The sequence below is a fragment of the Cupriavidus oxalaticus genome, from assembly GCF_038900635.1.
In the GTDB taxonomy this organism is placed as follows: domain Bacteria; phylum Pseudomonadota; class Gammaproteobacteria; order Burkholderiales; family Burkholderiaceae; genus Cupriavidus; species Cupriavidus oxalaticus_B.
In genome coordinates this window covers 291,111-307,474 of the sequence record NZ_JAYMRX010000005.1, presented here as the reverse complement: position 1 = coordinate 307,474, position 16,364 = coordinate 291,111, and the positions used below count along the sequence as shown (strand labels likewise).

Annotated in this window: 15 protein-coding genes; 4 read left to right on the top strand and 11 right to left on the bottom strand. The window is 65.1% G+C overall.

All coding sequences use genetic code 11. The annotated features are described in order from the left end of the window. Positions 1 to 29 precede the first annotated feature (29 nt). From VSR71_RS11785 to VSR71_RS11770, 4 genes are all read right to left on the bottom strand, one after another. Positions 30 to 1,034 (bottom strand): NAD(P)H-quinone oxidoreductase, encoded by a 1,005-nt coding sequence (locus VSR71_RS11785; RefSeq protein WP_342914028.1) that lies wholly within the window; start codon positions 1,032 to 1,034, stop codon positions 30 to 32. 145 nt (positions 1,035 to 1,179) lie between these two features. Then, positions 1,180 to 3,354, bottom strand: a complete 2,175-nt coding sequence (pnp, locus tag VSR71_RS11780; RefSeq protein WP_342914027.1) for a polyribonucleotide nucleotidyltransferase — start codon at positions 3,352 to 3,354, stop codon at positions 1,180 to 1,182. A gap of 456 nt (positions 3,355 to 3,810) precedes the next feature. Then, complete coding sequence (gene rpsO / locus VSR71_RS11775) at positions 3,811 to 4,080, bottom strand: 30S ribosomal protein S15 (RefSeq protein ID WP_010809136.1); 270 nt, start codon at positions 4,078 to 4,080, stop codon at positions 3,811 to 3,813. Positions 4,081 to 4,242: 162 nt separating this feature from the next. Beyond that, on the bottom strand, positions 4,243 to 5,520 hold the full coding sequence (locus VSR71_RS11770) for a branched-chain amino acid ABC transporter substrate-binding protein (protein WP_342914026.1): 1,278 nt from the start codon (positions 5,518 to 5,520) through the stop codon (positions 4,243 to 4,245). A 199-nt stretch (positions 5,521 to 5,719) separates the two neighbouring features. Between VSR71_RS11770 and VSR71_RS11765 the strand changes: the two genes are divergently transcribed. Next, positions 5,720 to 6,253, top strand: coding sequence for a hypothetical protein (locus VSR71_RS11765; RefSeq protein WP_342914025.1), 534 nt, complete (start codon positions 5,720 to 5,722; stop codon positions 6,251 to 6,253). A 101-nt stretch (positions 6,254 to 6,354) separates the two neighbouring features. Here the strand turns inward: VSR71_RS11765 and VSR71_RS11760 are convergent, their stop codons facing one another. The 7 genes from VSR71_RS11760 to VSR71_RS11730 all read right to left on the bottom strand — a co-directional run bounded on the left by VSR71_RS11760 (position 6,355) and on the right by VSR71_RS11730 (position 14,117). Further along, positions 6,355 to 7,896, bottom strand: coding sequence for a 2-isopropylmalate synthase (locus VSR71_RS11760; protein WP_342914024.1), 1,542 nt, complete (start codon positions 7,894 to 7,896; stop codon positions 6,355 to 6,357). A gap of 328 nt (positions 7,897 to 8,224) precedes the next feature. Further along, the gene (lysM, locus tag VSR71_RS11755; RefSeq protein WP_133094155.1) at positions 8,225 to 8,728 is read right to left on the bottom strand and encodes a peptidoglycan-binding protein LysM; all 504 of its coding nucleotides are present in this window, start codon (positions 8,726 to 8,728) and stop codon (positions 8,225 to 8,227) included. A 125-nt stretch (positions 8,729 to 8,853) separates the two neighbouring features. Next, on the bottom strand, positions 8,854 to 9,768 hold the full coding sequence (pssA, locus tag VSR71_RS11750; protein ID WP_342914023.1) for a CDP-diacylglycerol--serine O-phosphatidyltransferase: 915 nt from the start codon (positions 9,766 to 9,768) through the stop codon (positions 8,854 to 8,856). A gap of 42 nt (positions 9,769 to 9,810) precedes the next feature. Continuing rightward, a complete protein-coding gene (locus VSR71_RS11745; RefSeq protein ID WP_342914022.1) occupies positions 9,811 to 10,461 on the bottom strand; it encodes a phosphatidylserine decarboxylase in 651 nt (216 codons plus the stop codon). A gap of 266 nt (positions 10,462 to 10,727) precedes the next feature. Next, positions 10,728 to 11,744, bottom strand: a complete 1,017-nt coding sequence (gene ilvC / locus VSR71_RS11740; protein ID WP_092314074.1) for a ketol-acid reductoisomerase — start codon at positions 11,742 to 11,744, stop codon at positions 10,728 to 10,730. 118 nt (positions 11,745 to 11,862) lie between these two features. Further along, positions 11,863 to 12,354, bottom strand: coding sequence for an acetolactate synthase small subunit (gene ilvN, locus VSR71_RS11735; RefSeq protein ID WP_116308864.1), 492 nt, complete (start codon positions 12,352 to 12,354; stop codon positions 11,863 to 11,865). Beyond that, positions 12,354 to 14,117 carry an acetolactate synthase 3 catalytic subunit gene (locus VSR71_RS11730; protein ID WP_342914021.1) on the bottom strand — a complete coding sequence of 588 codons (1,764 nt, stop codon included), beginning with the start codon at positions 14,115 to 14,117 and terminating at the stop codon, positions 12,354 to 12,356. Before VSR71_RS11730 ends, ilvN begins: the two co-directional genes overlap by 1 nt. 390 nt (positions 14,118 to 14,507) lie before the next feature. On the opposite strand from VSR71_RS11730, the gene VSR71_RS11725 reads away from it, so the two are divergent. Genes VSR71_RS11725 through VSR71_RS11715 form a run of 3 tightly spaced genes read left to right on the top strand, consistent with a single transcriptional unit; the run spans position 14,508 to position 16,289 of the window. Beyond that, entirely contained in the window at positions 14,508 to 15,077 is a 570-nt protein-coding gene (locus VSR71_RS11725) for an RNA polymerase sigma factor (protein ID WP_342914020.1), read from the top strand. Next, a complete protein-coding gene (locus VSR71_RS11720) occupies positions 15,074 to 15,505 on the top strand; it encodes a DUF3619 family protein (protein ID WP_342914019.1) in 432 nt (143 codons plus the stop codon). The genes VSR71_RS11725 and VSR71_RS11720 overlap by 4 nt, the downstream gene beginning before the upstream one ends. 1 nt (position 15,506) lies before the next feature. Continuing rightward, positions 15,507 to 16,289 carry a DUF3106 domain-containing protein gene (locus VSR71_RS11715; RefSeq protein ID WP_342914018.1) on the top strand — a complete coding sequence of 261 codons (783 nt, stop codon included), beginning with the start codon at positions 15,507 to 15,509 and terminating at the stop codon, positions 16,287 to 16,289. Positions 16,290 to 16,364: the final 75 nt, after the last annotated feature.

The following is a 16,364-nucleotide window of genomic DNA, read 5'->3' as shown; positions in this document are numbered from 1 at the left end:
TCTTCAGCGCCGGCACGCGGCACGCGGCATCACCAGGTCAGCACGATCTTGCCGATATGCTCGCTCGACTCCATCAGGCGGTGCGCGTCGGCGGCCTGCGCGGCCGGGAACACCTGGTGGATCACCGGCTTGATCTTGCCTGCGGCCAGCAGCGGCCAGACCTGCTCGTGCAGCGCCGCGGCGATCTTGCCCTTGAACGATGCCGGGCGCGGTCGCAGCGTCGAGCCGGTCACGGTGATGCGGCGGCGCAGGATATCGCCGAGCGGGATCTCGGCCTTCGCACCACCGAGCAGCGCAATGATGACGATACGGCCATCGTCGGCGATGCACTTCAGCTCGCGTGCCAGGTACGGGCCGGCGACCATGTCGAGGATCACGTCGACGCCCTTGCCGCCGGTCAGCGCCGCGACCTCGGCAACGAAATCCTGGGTCTTGTAGTTGATCGCGCGATCGGCGCCCAGGTCCTCGCAGGCCTTGCATTTTTCATCGGTGCCGGCGGTGACGAACACCTTGAAGCCCAGCGCCTTGGCGATCTGGATCGCGGTGGTGCCGATGCCACTGGAACCGCCCTGGATCAGCAGCGTTTCGTCCTTGCCACGCGGACCCTGGCCCAGGTAGCCGCGGTCGAACACATTGCTCCACACCGTGAAGAAGGTTTCCGGCAGCGCGGCGGCTTCGATATCGCTGAGGCCGTCAGGCGCCGGCAACATCTGCGCCAGCGGCGCGGTGCACAGCTGCGCGTAGCCGCCGCCCTGCACCAGCGCGCAGACGCGGTCGCCCACCTTGAGGCCGAAGCGGTTGTCGGCATGCGACAGGTCGCCACCGACCACCACGCCCGCCACTTCCAGGCCAGGCAGGTCCGACGCACCCGGCGGCACCGGATAGTTGCCGGTGCGCTGGAATACGTCCGGGCGGTTCACGCCGGCGGCCGCCACGCGGATCAGCACCTCGCCCGCGGCGGGCACCGGATCGGGCCGCTCGGTCAGCTGGAGGACTTCGGGGGCACCGTATTCGCGGATCTCGATGGCTTGCATGCTTCTTTGCTCCTTGTCTTTGCTCGGTGTGAGCCTTGGCTCGATGGGTTGCCGCAGTGTAAACAAAAAAACGGCCGGGCATCGCCCGGCCGTTTTTCCGCGGCACCGCCAGGTGGCGGCACCATTGGGACAGTCACTGCCCCGCTTACTGCTGCTGCTCCGAGCCGCCGGCCGGTGCTGCCGGGGCAGCGCCTTCGCCAGCGTTGATCGGGCTGATGCTGCCGCCCTCTTCGGCCAGCGCGGCCTTCAGCGACAGGCGCAGGCGGCCCTTCTCGTCGGCCTGGATCAGCTTGACGCGGACCTGCTGGCCTTCCTTCAGCCAGTCCTTGATGTCCTTCACACGCTCGTTGACGATTTCCGAGATGTGCAGCAGGCCATCCTTGCCCGGCAGGATGTTGACGATGGCGCCGAAGTCCAGCAGCTTCAGCACGGTGCCGTTGTAGATCTTGCCCACTTCGGCTTCCGCGGTGATGCCCTCGATGCGGCGCTTGGCTTCGGCCATGCCTTCGGTCGAGGTCGAGGCGATGGTGATGGTGCCGTCTTCCTGGATGTCGATGGTGGTGCCGGTTTCCTTGGTCAGCGCCTGGATGGTCGAACCGCCCTTGCCGATCACTTCGCGGATCTTGTCCGGATGGATCTTCATGGTGATCATGCGCGGGGCGTGCTCCGACAGCTCGGTGCGGGCGTGGCCCATGGCTTCCTGCATGCTCGACAGGATGTGCAGGCGGCCTTCCTTGGCCTGCGCCAGTGCAACCTGCATGATCTCCTTGGTGATGCCCTGGACCTTGATGTCCATCTGCAGCGCGGTGATGCCGTTGTCGGTACCCGCCACCTTGAAGTCCATGTCGCCCAGGTGATCTTCATCGCCCAGGATGTCGGTCAGCACGGCGAACTTGTTGCCTTCCAGGATCAGGCCCATGGCCACGCCGGCCACGTGTGCCTTGACCGGAACGCCGGCGTCCATCAGTGCCAGGCAGCCGCCGCAGACCGAAGCCATCGACGACGAGCCGTTGGACTCGGTGATCTCCGAAACCAGGCGGATGGTGTAGGCGAATTCATCGTCCTTCGGCAGCACCGGGATCAGTGCGCGCTTGGCCAGGCGGCCATGGCCGATTTCGCGGCGCTTCGGGCTGCCCACGCGGCCGGTCTCACCGGTGGCGAACGGGGGCATGTTGTAGTGGAGCATGAAGCGGTCGCGGTATTCGCCGGCCAGCGCGTCGATGATCTGCTCGTCGCTCTTGGTGCCCAGCGTGGCCACCACCAGCGCCTGCGTCTCGCCGCGGGTGAACAGCGCCGAGCCGTGCGCGCGCGGCAGCACCGACGAACGGATCTCGATCGGGCGCACGGTGCGGGTGTCGCGGCCGTCGATGCGCGGCTCGCCGTTCAGGATCTGGCCGCGGACGATCTTGGCTTCCAGGTCGAACATGATATTGCCGACTTCCACCTTGTCGGCTTCCACGCCGGCTTCTGCCAGCGCGGCGGCCACGTTGGCCGACACTTCCTTCAGCTTCTGGCTGCGGGCCGACTTCTGGCGCAGCTGGTAGGCTTCCTGCAGCAGCGGCAGCGCGACTTCGGTGACCTTGGCGATCAGCGGCTCGTTCTTGGCGGCCGCGGTCCAGTCCCACTCGGGCTTGCCGCCTTCGCGCACCAGGTCATGGATGGCATTGATGGCGGTCTGCATCTGCTCGTGGCCATAGACCACGGCGCCCAGCATCACGTCTTCCGACAGCTGGTTGGCTTCCGATTCGACCATCAGCACGGCGCGCTCGGTGCCGGCGACCACCAGGTCCAGGTCCGAGGTGGCGATCTGCGAGCGGGTCGGGTTCAGCAGGTACTGGCCGTCCTTGTAGCCAACGCGCGCGGCGCCCACCGGGCCGCTGAACGGGATGCCCGACACGGCCAGCGCGGCCGACGCGCCGATCAGCGCGGGGATGTCAGCCGGCACTTCCGGGTTCAGCGAGACCACGTGCACCACCACCTGTACTTCGTTGTAGAAGCCTTCCGGGAACAGCGGACGCAGCGGACGATCGATCAGGCGCGAGGTCAGGGTCTCGTTTTCCGACGGACGGCCTTCACGCTTGAAGAAGCCGCCGGGGATCTTGCCGGCCGCGTAGGTCTTCTCGATGTAGTCGACGGTCAGCGGGAAGAAGTCCTGGCCCGGCTTCGGGTTCTTGGCGGCGACCACGGTCGCCAGCACCACGGTGTCTTCCACATCGACCAGCACGGCGCCGCCGGCCTGGCGGGCGATTTCGCCGGTTTCCATGCGGACCTTGTGCTGGCCCCACTGGAATTCCTTGACGACTTTGTTGAACATGGACATGTGCATTCCTTGTCTTGCGTGCACGCCGCGATCACTGCTCGCGATCGTTGCGCAGCGTGCCACGCCTGCGTTCTCAGCCGCAGGCTAACTGCCGGAGACGACTGCAGTCGCAGGGAAGTGCTATGCCATTCCAGCGCGGCACTGTTGCCGATGCCGCGCTGGAATGACACAAAGCCCTGTTTCCTTGGCCGGTCCGGATACTAAAACCAGAAAAAAGAACAACTTACTCCGTTGCGCGCCTTGCCGCAACGGGGCCCGGCGAATCCAGATCCTCGCCGGAAGCAGTGAAGCGAAAATCACTCCAACAACGTGCAGCACTTCCGGCCGGCGCGGAACCGCCCGGCCAGAAATGCAAAATGCCTGCCCCAGCAATGCTGAAGCAGGCATCCAGGCCTCACGCGAAACCGTGCAAACCCAGGAATCGCGCTGCCATCGTACGCAACCTCTTGCGCAAGCTTACTTGCGCAGGCCCAGCTTTTCGATCAGGGCGCGGTAGCGGTCGGCGTCGTTGGACTTGAGGTAGTCCAGCAGGCGGCGGCGGCGGCTCACCATGCGCAGCAGACCGCGGCGGCTGTGGTGATCCTTCATGTTGGCCTTGAAGTGCGGGGTCAGTTCGTTGATGCGGGTGGTCAGCAGGGCCACTTGCACTTCGGGGCTGCCGGTGTCGTTGGCGCCACGGGCGAACTGCTTGATGACTTCGGACTTGTTGATATCGGCGACTGCCATGATGATTTCCTTTCACTTGCGAACGCCACAGCGCGGGATGCGCCGCATGCGTCGTGTCACGGATTTGCCGCCATCCGGCCAGGGGCCAGTCGACGACAGCCGCGGATTATAGCCGAAAAGGCGCGCCGGGAGAACCGTGGGCGGTTGCGGCATTCCAGGCGCTCAGGGGCGCTCCATCCGGCACGTGGTCGGCAACGTGGTTTGCGCCGCCTTCAGCTTGCGCACCGTGCGGAAGCCATAGCCGGAGCCCTCGTTGTCGAAACGCACCACCCCGCCCTGCTTTTCCATCACCGAAACATAGAGCGGCTGCAGTACCTGGTGGTCCTCGGCGCGGATCGTCGCCTCATGGAAGTCGTTGACGTAGCGCATGTTCTCAAGCGCCCGCGCCACCTTCACCGCGTCAGTGGAACCCGCCTTCTCGATGGCGCGGGCCAGCATTTCCACCATCATCTGCATGCGCAGATGCACGTAATCGTCCTTCGGCTCCGGGTAACGCGCGCGGAACTGCTGGTAAAACGCATCCGAGGCAGCACCGCCCACATTCGGGTGCCACTCGGCCACGGCCAGCACGCGGCCGACGCCGGCATCGCCCATGGCCGCGGGGGCGCCCAGGCCGTTGCCGTAGAAGGTATAGAACTTGGCCTGCAGCCCGCCCTCGCGCGCTGCCTTGACCATCAGGGTCAGGTCGTTGCCCCAGTTGCCGGTGACGACCGCGTCCGCGCCGCTCGCCTTGATCTTGGCGATATAGGGAGCAAAATCCTTGATCTTGCCGATCGGATGGAATTCGTCGCCGACGATCTGGATGTCCGGGCGACGCGCGGCCAGCATCTCGCGCGCCGAGCGCGCCACCTGGTGGCCGAAGCTGTAGTCCTGGTCGATCAGATAAACCTTGCGCACGGACTGGTCCTGGCGGATCACCTCGGTCAGCGCCTGCATGCGCATGTCGGTACTGGCGTCGAAACGGAAATGCCAGAAGCTGCAGTTCTCGTTGGTCAGGCTCGGATCGACCGCGGAATAGTTCAGGAACAGCACGCGCGCATCGGGCTGGCGCGCATTGTGGCGGTTGATGGCAGAAACCAGTGCCCCGGCCACGGCCGAGCTGTTGCCCTGCAGGACGAAGGGAATGCGACGGTCAGTCAGCGCACGGAACTGGATCAGGCTCTCGTCGACGTTGCCCTTGCTGTCGAATGTCACCAGCTCGAAGGGCCGTGCGCCCTCGGCGGTCCTGACGCCACCGCGGGCATTGACGCGCTCGACCGCCAGGCGCAGGTTGCGGGCCACCGCCTCGCCCGCGTTGGCGAACGGACCGGAAAGGCCGTCGATCATCCCCAGCCGGATCGGCTCCTGCGCGGACGCGCCAGCCGGCGCAACCGCCGCCACTGCCCCTGCCAACAACAACAAGCCGCCCAGCCAACCTCGCAACCGCGCCACACCCTGCATAGTCTCTCCCGGAAAGCGGTGGATGGTACGGCAGCACGCCAGTGGGGCGCAAATCACGGCCGCCTCAACTGCATCCGCCGCGATTCGCGGCGAATGCGGTTGCATTGGGCGACGTTAGGGCAGAAAGGAGCGCCAAGGCCACACAAGGGCAGGTGGAGAACTACACTTTCGATATCACCCAGCATTGACCGAGGCCGTCATGAACCCTGCAATCGCCGGCGGCGCCCGCCGCCTCTTTCTGGCGCTTGCTGCCGCCCTGCTCTGCGCCTGTTCCACGCTGATGCCGGTGCAGGAAGGCACCAAGCTGGTCGGCCAGCCCAAGGCGGCGGTCCAGGCGATGTTCGGGCCGCCCACCGATATCTTCAACCTGCCAGACGGCACCTCGCGCTGGATCTACTCCAAGCAGCCGCTGGGCCAGTACGCCTATGGCGCCGAATTCGACCGCAACGGCAACCTCACCAGCTTCCGCAACATGCTGTCGACGCTGGAGCTGTACAAGGCGCAGGTCGGCACCTGGACCCGGGAGGACGTCGCCGAGCACTTCGGCGTGACGCGGCTGCCGGTCGAGTATTTTCCGCGGATGCGCAATGAGGTCTGGTCCTACCGCTTCCGCCATGAAGACGTATGGCCATCGCTATTCCACTTCTATTTCGACGATGCTGGCGTGCTGCGCCGGACCCAGATCACGCCCGACCCGCTCTACGACCCCGATGATAGATTCCGCCGATGGTAGGCGCACATGAAAAAGCCCGCCATCCCCGGGTCGGGAATGGCGGGCTTGGTCCGTACGCTCAGGCCGGGTAAGCCGTCCGCCGTCTAACGCAGAAGCCTTGGTCAGATCTGCGGATTGATCTTCTGCACGGCCTTGTCGTGCAGCTTGTTCAGCGCGGCCAGGTAGGCCTTCGCCGATGCGGCGACGATATCCGGGTCGGTACCCACGCCGTTGACGATGCGGCCGGCCTTGGACAGGCGCACGGTCACTTCGCCCTGCGCCTCGGTACCGCCGGTGATCGCGTTCACCGAATACAGCACCATCTCGGCACCGCTGGACACGCGCGACTCGATCGCATGCAGCGTGGCATCGACCGGGCCGTTGCCCTCGCCTTCACCGCTCTGCTCCTTGCCGTCCATGCTGAACACCACGCGTGCATGCGGGCGCTCGCCGGTCTCGGATCGCTGCGACAGCGAAATGAAGCGGAAGTGCTCGTTCGCGTCGTGCTGGGCCTCGTTCGAGACGATCGCCATGATGTCTTCGTCGAAGATCTCGGCTTTCTGGTCGGCCAGTTCCTTGAAGCGGGTGAAGGCGGCGTTGACTTCGCTCTCGCTGTCGAGTTCGATGCCGAGTTCCTGCAGGCGCTGCTTGAAGGCATTGCGGCCCGACAGCTTGCCCAGCACGATCTTGTTGGCGGTCCAGCCCACGTCCTCCGCGCGCATGATCTCGTACGTGTCGCGCGCCTTGAGCACGCCATCCTGGTGGATGCCCGAGGCATGCGCAAACGCGTTGGCGCCGACGACAGCCTTGTTCGGCTGCACCACGAAGCCGGTGATCTGCGATACCAGCTTGGATGCCGGCACGATCTGCGTGGTATCCACGCCGACGTCCATGTCGAAGTAGTCGCGCCGGGTCTTCACCGCCATCACCACCTCTTCCAGGCTGGTGTTGCCGGCGCGTTCGCCCAGGCCGTTGATGGTGCACTCGACCTGGCGCGCGCCGCCCAGCTTGACCGCGGCCAGCGAGTTGGCCACTGCCATGCCAAGGTCGTTATGGCAGTGCACCGACCAGATCGCCTTGTCCGAATTCGGGATGCGCTCGCGCACCGAGCGGATCAGCGCCGCGTAGCCTTCCGGCACGGCATAGCCCACGGTATCCGGCAGGTTGATGGTGGTCGCGCCCTCGGCGATCACGCCTTCGAGGACGCGGCACAGGAAGTCCATGTCCGAGCGGCTGCCGTCTTCCGGCGAGAACTCGATATCGTCGGTGAACTGGCGCGCAAAGCGCACAGCCAGGCGGGCCTGCTCGTACACCTGGTCCGGCGTCATGCGCAGCTTCTTCTCCATGTGCAGCGCGGACGTGGCGATGAAGGTGTGGATGCGGAACGAGTTGGCGGGCTTGAGCGCTTCGGCCGCGCGGGCGATGTCCTTGTCGTTGGCGCGGGCCAGCGAGCAGATGGTCGAGTCCTTGACCACCTGGGCGATCGAGCGGATGGCTTCGAAGTCGCCGTTGGAGCTGGCCGCAAAGCCGGCCTCGATCACATCGACCTTCAGGCGTTCCAGCTGGCGCGCGATGCGGATCTTTTCCTCGCGGGTCATGGAAGCGCCGGGCGACTGCTCGCCGTCACGCAAGGTGGTGTCGAAAATGATGAGTTTGTCAGACATTTTGTGGAGCTCCTGAGTAGCTTCTGCTGTGCTGTCCCCGGCATGCTGTGTCCGGGGCTTACCGCCTGTTCCGCGCTCCACGGCTGTGGAATGCAAAACGCCCCGGCGTGCACGAGCAGGCCGGGGCGTTGGTGTTCCTTACGGATTCCGCGCTAAGGGTAGCGTTGTCCTCAGCGCGCGCGCGTCCCGACCTGATGGCCTAGTAGGCCACCTAGGGTGGTGCTGGCGAGTAGGACTTGGCGCGAAATCATGGGAGCGACTATAGCCGGTTTGGCGCGCACGTGCAATACAGGGTTTTGCCGCACGCGCCCGCGGATCTGTGCGCGCTTCAACCCTTGGGCGGGATGCGCAGCTTCTGGCCCGGGTAGATCTTGTCCGGATGCGACAGCATCGGCTTGTTGGCCTCGAAGATCTTGTTGTACTCGGCGCCGTTGCCGTAGGCGGCCTGCGCGATCGCCCACAGCGTGTCGCCCTTGACCACGGTATGCCATTGCGACTCGGCCGATTCGACATTGACCGACATCTTGTCCTCGACCTTGTCCACGCCTTCGACGTTGCCCGCGCACAGGATGATCTTCTCGCGCGTGGCCTGGTCCGGCGCCACGCCGAACACCGTCACCAGTCCCTGCGAGCCATCCACCTGCACCATCAGCCCGGTGGCATCGAGCCCCATCTTCCTGATGTACGCCTCGATCGCATCGCCGGCGGCACGGTTGGCGGCATCGACCTTCTCGGCCGATGCATCCGCCGCTGCGGCTTGCTGCGCCGCCTTGGCCTCGCCAGTGCCGAACAGCTTTTCCCCCGCTTCCTTGATGAAGTCGAACATGCCCATGACATCCTCCTGACGGTAAGTGGAAAACACTGCAGAGTGCCACGGCCGGTGGCCGCGGCGTGAAAACAATTGTGAAACCGGGAAAGCACGAAGGGCGCCGTAGCGCCCTTCCCTGCCTGCAACAATCAGCCGTTGCCGCCGTTTCCGCCGTTGCCGCTTTCGCGCGCCTTGCGGACCCCACCCGGCTGCCCGTGCAGGGCACGCCAGCCCCACAGCACGTAGCCCGAGATCGCGTAGGCGACGAACAGCCCGAACAGCGCCACCGGCGGGTCGGTCGACACCACCACGAACAGCACCAGGACCAGCACCATCATGCCGAACGGCACGCGGTAGCGGACATCCAGCGCCTTGCCGCTGTAGAACGGCGCGTTGGACACCATCGACAGCCCCGCGTACAGCGTGATGCCGAACGCAACCCACGGCATCCACAGTTCCTTGACCGGCAGCTTGTTGTCGATCACCAGCCAGACAAAGCCTGCGACCAATGCCGCGGCGGCCGGGCTTGGCAAGCCCTGGAAGAAGCGCTTGTCGACCACGCCGATATTGGCGTTGAAGCGCGCCAGCCGCAGCGCCGCGCAGGTGCAGTAGACAAAGGCTGCGATCCAGCCCCACTTGCCGAGGTCATGCAGGATCCATTCGTACATCACCAGCGCCGGCGCAACGCCGAACGAGGTCATGTCCGACAGCGAGTCATACTGCTCGCCGAACGCACTCTGCGTATTGGTGATGCGCGCTATGCGCCCGTCCATGCCATCGAGCACCATCGCCGCGAAGATCGCGATGGCGGCCACGTCGAAGCGCATGTTCATCGCCTGCACGATGGCGAAGAAGCCGGCGAACAACGCCGCGGTGGTGAACGCATTGGGCAGCAGGTAGATGCCACGGCGGCGCGGCCGCTGGCGCTCGTAGGCGATGTCGTGGTCGTCCGCGGCATCGTCGTCATAGTCCTCGGCACCGCGCAGCTGGTTATGGCGGAACGGGCGCAGGTGCGTCACGTTGCCGCTGCTGGCCCGCTTGTTACGTCGATGGAAGGCAACCATCGCAGTCCTCCTGTCTCACTGTCGTCCTGGTCAGGCCTTCGCTCACTTCACGTCGAGTTCGGCGAGGATCGTCGACGAGGCCGACACCTTCTCGCCAATGGTCACGCGCGGACGCGCGTCGAGCGGCAGGTACACGTCCACGCGCGAGCCGAAGCGGATAAAGCCGTAGCGCTGGCCGCGCGCGAGCTTGTCGCCCACCTTGGTGTAACAGAGGATACGGCGCGCCACCAGGCCGGCCACCTGCACCAGCGTGACCACCTGCCCGTCGTTGGCACGACGGATCACCACGGCATTGCGCTCGTTCTCGACCGAAGCCTTGTCGAGGTCGGCATTGACGAACTTGCCCGGGAAATATTCGACCTTCTCGACCGCGCCGTCGACCGACACGCGGTTCGAATGCACGTTGAAGACGTTCATGAAGACGCTGATCTTCAGCGCCTCCCGGTTGGCGTACGGGTCCATGGTCTTTTCGACCACGACAATGCGGCCGTCGGCCGGCGCCAGCACCGCGTTGGGGGCCGACGGAATCGGGCGCGGCGGATCACGGAAGAACTGCAGCACGAACACCGTGATGATCCACAGCGGCAGCGCCCACCAGAAGCCCGCGCTGGCGTGCACCAGCAGCGAAATGACAAAGGCGCCGGCCAGGAACGGCCAGCCTTCACGGGCGATCAGCGGATGAGGATAGTTCATGCAGTACGAGATTCGGTGGAGTCAAAATCAGGGCCAGGCGGTGCGGCGGCGGAGATATCCGCCGGGGCGGCGCTTGCCGGCCCATGTCGCGGAGCGGCATCAGGCGCACGCCTTGCCCGAAAAGTTCGACAAGGATAACAAAAAGCCGTTCAGGTCCCGGCAATCCCCTTCCGATGATAGAAGGGCAAGGCACGGAACGCTGAACGGCTTTGGCCCGCCGCCGTGCGGCGCGGGCCATCAGGCAGCCCAGTGCTGAAGACCGGAGCTTAGTTCTTCGACTGGTCGACCATCTTGTTCTTGGCGATCCACGGCATCATCGCGCGCAGCTTCTCGCCCACCACTTCGATCTCGTGCTCGGCGTTCAGGCGGCGGCGCGAGATCAGCGTCGGGGCGCCGGCCTTGTTTTCCAGCAGGAAGCTCTTGGCGTATTCGCCGGTCTGGATGTCCTTCAGGCACTGCTTCATCGCCTTCTTGGTCTCTTCGGTCACCACGCGCGGGCCGGTGACGTACTCACCATATTCCGCGTTGTTGGAGATCGAGTAGTTCATGTTGGCGATGCCGCCTTCGTAGATCAGGTCGACGATCAGCTTCAGCTCGTGCAGGCACTCGAAGTAGGCCATTTCCGGCGCGTAGCCGGCTTCCACCAGGGTCTCGAAGCCAGCCTTGATCAGCTCGACGGTGCCGCCGCACAGCACGGCCTGCTCGCCGAACAAGTCGGTTTCGGTTTCTTCGCGGAAGTTGGTCTCGATGATGCCGGCACGGCCGCCGCCGTTGGCGGTTGCGTACGACAGGGCGATGTCACGGGCGGCGCCGGACTTGTTCTGGTGCACGGCGATCAGGTGCGGCACGCCGCCACCTTGCGTGTAGGTGGCGCGCACGGTGTGGCCCGGGGCCTTCGGCGCGATCATGATCACGTCCAGGTCGGCGCGCGGGATCACGGCACCGTAGTGCACGTTGAAGCCGTGGGCGAAGGCCAGTGCTGCGCCTTCCTTGATGTTGGCATGCACTTCGTTCTTGTACACGTCGGCGATCTGCTCGTCCGGCAGCAGGATCATGACCACGTCGGCGCCCTTGACTGCCTCGGCCACTTCCTTGACTTGCAGGCCGGCGTTGGCAGCCTTGTTCCACGACGCGCCGCTCTTGCGCAGGCCGACCGTCACGTTGACGCCCGAATCCTTCAGGTTCAGCGCGTGGGCGTGGCCCTGCGAGCCATAGCCGATGATGGTGACGTTCTTGCCCTTGATCAGCGAGAGGTCGGCGTCCTTGTCGTAAAACACTTTCATGATAAATCCTTCAATCTCTGTCTTTTATATGAGGGGGGCGGCATCCTCGTGCGCATCGTGTGCGCACGGATCGCGCCGCCCGGGGGATACTGCTTGAACCTGTGCGAGCGGCGCTGGCTCAGACCTTCAGGATGCGCTCGCCGCGGCCGATGCCCGAGCCGCCGGTACGGACGGTCTCCAGGATGGCGGTACGGTCGATCGCGTCCAGGAACGCATCGAGCTTGACCCCGTTGCCGGTCAGCTCGATGGTGTAGGTCTTCTCGGTGACATCGATGATGCGGCCGCGGAAGATGTCGGCGGTGCGCTTCATTTCCTCGCGCTCCTTGCCGACCGCGCGCACCTTGACGAGCATCAGCTCGCGTTCGATGTGCGCGCCTTCGGTCAGGTCGACCACCTTGACCACTTCCACCAGGCGGTTCAGGTGCTTGGTGATCTGTTCAATGATGTCATCCGAGCCGGTCGTGACGATCGTCATGCGCGACAGCGAGGAATCCTCCGTCGGCGCCACGGTCAGCGTCTCGATGTTGTAGCCGCGGGCCGAGAACAGGCCCACCACGCGCGACAGCGCACCGGCTTCGTTTTCCAGCAGGACCGAAATGATGTGTCGCATTACAGGTCCTCCGCGCCGAGCAGCATTTCGGAAATGCCCTTGCCCGCCTGGACCATCGGCCAGACGTTTTCGGTGGGATCGGTCTGGAAGTCCAGGAACACGGTACGGTCCTTCAGGCGGAACGCCTCGCGCAGCGCCGGCTCGACGTCGGACGTCTTCTCGACGCGCATGCCGATATGCCCGTAGGCCTCGGCCAGCTTGACGAAGTCGGGCAGCGCGTCCATGTAGGAATGCGAGTAGCGGTTGTCGTACTCGATCTCCTGCCACTGGCGCACCATGCCGAGGTAGCCGTTGTTGAGCGAGCAGATCTTCACCGGGGTGTCGTACTGCAGGCAGGTCGACAGTTCCTGGATGCACATCTGGATCGAGCCTTCACCGGTGATGGTGACGACTTCCTTCTCCGGGAATGCCTTCTTGATGCCCATCGCATACGGCAGGCCCACGCCCATCGTGCCCAGGCCACCGGAATTGATCCAGCGGCGCGGCTCGTCGAACTTGTAGAACTGCGCGGCCCACATCTGGTGCTGGCCGACGTCGGAGCAGATAAAGGCGTCGCCGTGGGTCAGTTCCCAGATCTTTTCCACCACGTACTGCGGCTTGATGATCTCGGAGCTGCGGTCGTACTTCAGGCAATCGACCGAGCGCCATTGCTCGATCTGCTCCCACCACTTGGCCAGGGCTTCGCGCTTGGGCTTGACGTCGCTGGCCTTGAGCTGGGCGATCAGTTCCTGCAGCACGTCCTTGACGTTGCCGACGATGGGGATATCGACCTTGACGCGTTTCGAGATCGACGACGGATCGATATCGATATGGATGATCTTGCGCGCCTGCGAGGTGAAATGCGACGGGTTGCCGATCACGCGGTCGTCGAAGCGGGCACCGATGGCGATCAGCACGTCGCAGTTCTGCATGGCCATGTTGGCTTCATACGTGCCGTGCATGCCGAGCATGCCGACGAACTGCTTGTGGGTGCCGGGGAACGCGCCCAGGCCCATCAGCGTGTTGGTCACCGGGTGGCCGGTCATCGCCGCCAGCTGGCGCAGTTCATCGCTGGCATTGGCCAGCACCACGCCGCCGCCGCTGTAGATGTACGGGCGCTCGGCGTTCTGCAGCAGCGCCACCGCCTTGCGGATCTGGCCCGAGTGACCCTTGTTCACCGGGTTGTACGAGCGCATGTCGATCGACTTGGGGTACTCGTACTTGCAGGCATTGCGCGAGACATCCTTGGGGATGTCCACCACCACCGGGCCCGGACGGCCGGTCGAGGCAATGAAGAACGCCTTCTTGATGGTCGCGGCGAGGTCGCGCACGTCCTTCACCAGGAAGTTGTGCTTCACGATCGGGCGGGTAATGCCGACGGTGTCGCACTCCTGGAAGGCGTCCTGGCCAATGGCGTGGGTCGGCACGTTGCCGGTGATCACGACCATCGGGATCGAGTCGAGGTACGCGGTGGCAATGCCGGTGACGGCATTGGTCACGCCGGGACCGGAGGTCACCAGGGCGACGCCCACCTTGCCGGTTGCGCGCGCATAGCCGTCCGCGGCATGGACCGCGGCCTGCTCGTGGCGCACCAGGATGTGCTCGAACTTGGTTTGCTTGTGGAGCTCGTCGTAGATATACAGCACTGCGCCGCCGGGGTAGCCCCAGACGTACTCGACGCCTTCTTCGGCAAGTGCGTGAACGAGAATTTCCGCCCCGATCATTTCGGGTGCGGCAGATGAATTGCTGTCTGCGTGGGAGAATTCCGCGCTGGGCATGTTCATTTCAGTCCTTTGCAATTTTCGGCAAAAAATTGTTTGGATGCTCTCTGCCGAACTTGTGGTTCGGGTTCAAGCGGTGCGCGTCTGCATGGAAGACCGCCTCATAAGCGGCCGGATGAGACAACCACTGATGTCGTGTGAACCTTCGATGATACTGCAATGCACCAGCGCGGTCTATGGTTGTTTTGCGCCGGTTTATCAGGGTTTTACGCAGGGGCGGATGACGGTCTCCCCGCTGCGCAATGTATTCCCCTCCATACAAAATGGTACATGCGCAGGTTTTTTTGCTAGCATCGCAGCACCTTGCGCGTGCTACGGGCCGTACGCAGCACATTGGCAAGGCTGAGCAATCGACGCCGCAACAAGCTGCACATCAAGCCGCAATCCGCCTGAATGGCCACCGACAAGGAACTGACCGATTTTCTCGCCAGCGTCGAACGCCGTGCCTTCAAGCAGGCCGTGTTCGCGGTCCGCGACGACGAGGCGGCACTGGATATCGTGCAGGACGCGATGATCAAGCTGGCCGAGAAATATGGCGACAAGGGCGCTGCCGAGTTGCCGCCGCTGTTCCAGCGCATCCTGCAGAACACCATCCACGACTGGTTCCGCCGCCAGAAGGTGCGCAACACCTGGGTCACGCTGTTTTCCAGCCTGCGCGACGACCGCGACGGCGGCGACGACAACGACCTGCTGGAGACGCTGGAGGCGCAGGCCGGCTCCGAATCGGCGGAAAGCAGTGCCGACAAGGTCGAGCGCGCGCAGGTGATGCACATCATCGAGCAGGAGATCCAGCGCCTGCCGGCGCGTCAACGCGAGGCATTCCTGATGCGTTACTGGGAAGATATGGACGTTGCCGAAACCGCAGCCGCCATGGGCTGTTCCGAAGGCAGCGTCAAGACGCACTGTTCCCGTGCCACGCATACTCTGGCGCAAGCCCTGCGCGCACGGGGGGTCCGACTATGAGCATAAACGAGAGAAATATCCGCGAACGCCGGTTCGTCCATGAGATTCGCACGGCACTCGATGCCAGTGCCGAGGCATTGCCGGCCGACATTGCCGAACGGCTCGCCGCCGCGCGCCGGATTGCGCTCGCGCGCAAGAAGGCCGAAGTGGCCGTGCCGGTGCCGCAATTCGCCATGCCGGGACCGCATGTCCCGATGTTCGACGAGGACGACTCGCCCCTGCACCGCGCCGGTGCCTGGCTGCGCCGCCTGGGCCTGATCTGGACGCTGGTGGCGCTGGCCATCGGCCTGACGGGCATCTATCACTGGCAGCAGCAGAAGCGCGTCGAAGAACTGGCCGATGTCGATGCGGCCATGCTGCTCGACGACCTGCCGCCCACGGCCTACGCCGACGAGGGCTTCCACGTCTTCCTGAAACGCGGGCAATAGCATGGCGCCCGCACTGTCCCGCCCCGACGCCCTGCGCCGCCGGCTGGCCGCGCTGCTGCTGGCCATGTCCGGCGCCGCCGCCGGCTGGTGCCTGCTGCCAGTCGCGGCGCACGCACAAGCCGCTTCCGCTGCCGCGCCGGCACACGCGGCAGCCAGCGCGCGACCGGCGTGGTCCGAGCTGAGCCCGGTCAACCAGCGCATCCTGGCGCCGCTGCAGCCGCTGTGGGACACCCTGCCCGAACTGAACCGCCGCAAGTGGCTGCGCATCGCCGAGCGCTACCCGAAGTTCTCGCCCGAGGAACAGGCCCGGTTGCAGGCGCGCATGGCTGAATGGGTCGGGATGACGCCGCATCAACGGCGGCTGGCGCGCGAGAACTACCAGATCACCCGCGCGCTGCCGGCCGAGAAGAAGGCCGAGGCCTGGGACAAGTACCAGCAACTGCCGGAAGAGCAGAAGAAGAAGCTGGCCGCCGCGGAGCGCGTGCCCAGCCGGCCCGGAGCCGTCAGCGCGCTGCCGAGCACCAGGCGCCTGCCGGGCGGCACCGGCCACGCGGTCCGGCACGATCCCAAAGCCGCCGGCGCGCCCGGCAGGCCGGCCAGCGAAGTGCAGGCAGCTTCCGCCGTGGCCGCATCGCCGGCTATGGCATCCGCACCGGCCGCGCTGCCGGCCACCGCAGCCAACCCCGCCAGCGCCGCGACGGCGGCGGCCGCCAGCACAGCAGCCTCCGCCCCGGAACCCGCTACCGAGGCCGCAGCGACCTCCGAAGGCACGGCGCGCCAGTAATCGTCCGCCCGACGGGTGGCCGGCATGCCCTTTGGCATAATGGCTGTCTTGCGCGGCCCGCGCCGCGCCCGCTTG